The following is an 844-nucleotide window of genomic DNA, read 5'->3' on the forward strand; positions in this document are numbered from 1 at the left end:
CTGCTCGCGCAGGCGGCGGGCGTAGGGCAGACTGGCTTCCCCGTCCCGGCGCGGCACGGCGTCGCGAATGGCGGCCAGTTCCACGGAGAGCGTCTTGAAGGCCGGCTCGCGGCGCAGTTGGGTTTCGAAGGCGCCCGAGAGCAGGGACAGCTCGCTCAGGCTGAGGCCGGGCCGCTGCTCGCGCAGGCGGCGGGCGTAGGCCAGACTGGCTTCCCCGTCCYGGCGCGGCACGGCGTCGCGAATGGCGGCCAGTTCCACGGAGAGCGCCTTGAAGGCCGGCTCGCTGCGCAGATGGTTTTCCAAGGCACCCGAGAGCAGGGACAGCTCGCTCAGGCTGAGGCCGGGCCACTGCTCGCGCAGGCGGCGGGCGTAGGCCAGATTGGCTTCCCCGTTTCGGCGCGGCACGGCGTCGCGAATGGTGGCCAGTTCCACGGGGAGCGTCTTGAAGGCCGGCTCGCTGCGCAGTTGGCTTTCCGTGGTGCCCGAGAGCAGGGACAGCTCGCTCAGGCTGAGGCCGGGCCGCTGCTCGCGCAGTCGGCGGGCGTAGGGCAGACTGGCTTCCCCGTCCCGGCGCGGCACGGCGTCGCGAATGGCGGCCAGTTCCACGGGGAGCGCCTTGAAGGCCGGATCGCGGCGCAGTTGGTTTTCCGCGGCGCCCGAGAGCAGGGACAGCTCGCTCAGGCTGAGGCCGGGCCGCTGCTCGCGCAGGCGGCGGGCGTAGGSCWGACTGGCTTCCCCATCCCGGCGCGGCACGGCGTCGCGAATGGTGGCCAGCCTTGCCTGGGTTTCAGGGGCAATGCCCGCAGGAACGTCCCTCGGGTGTGATAAACGCGCAATCTTCGCT

Annotated in this window: 1 protein-coding gene; it reads right to left on the bottom strand. The window is 71.9% G+C overall.

All coding sequences use genetic code 11. The annotated features are described in order from the left end of the window. A partial coding sequence (locus AC1DQ3_RS36560; protein WP_477124956.1) for a hypothetical protein occupies window positions 1–844 on the bottom strand: 844 nt, incomplete at both ends.

This window comes from Cupriavidus sp. 01T418, from assembly GCF_056398885.1.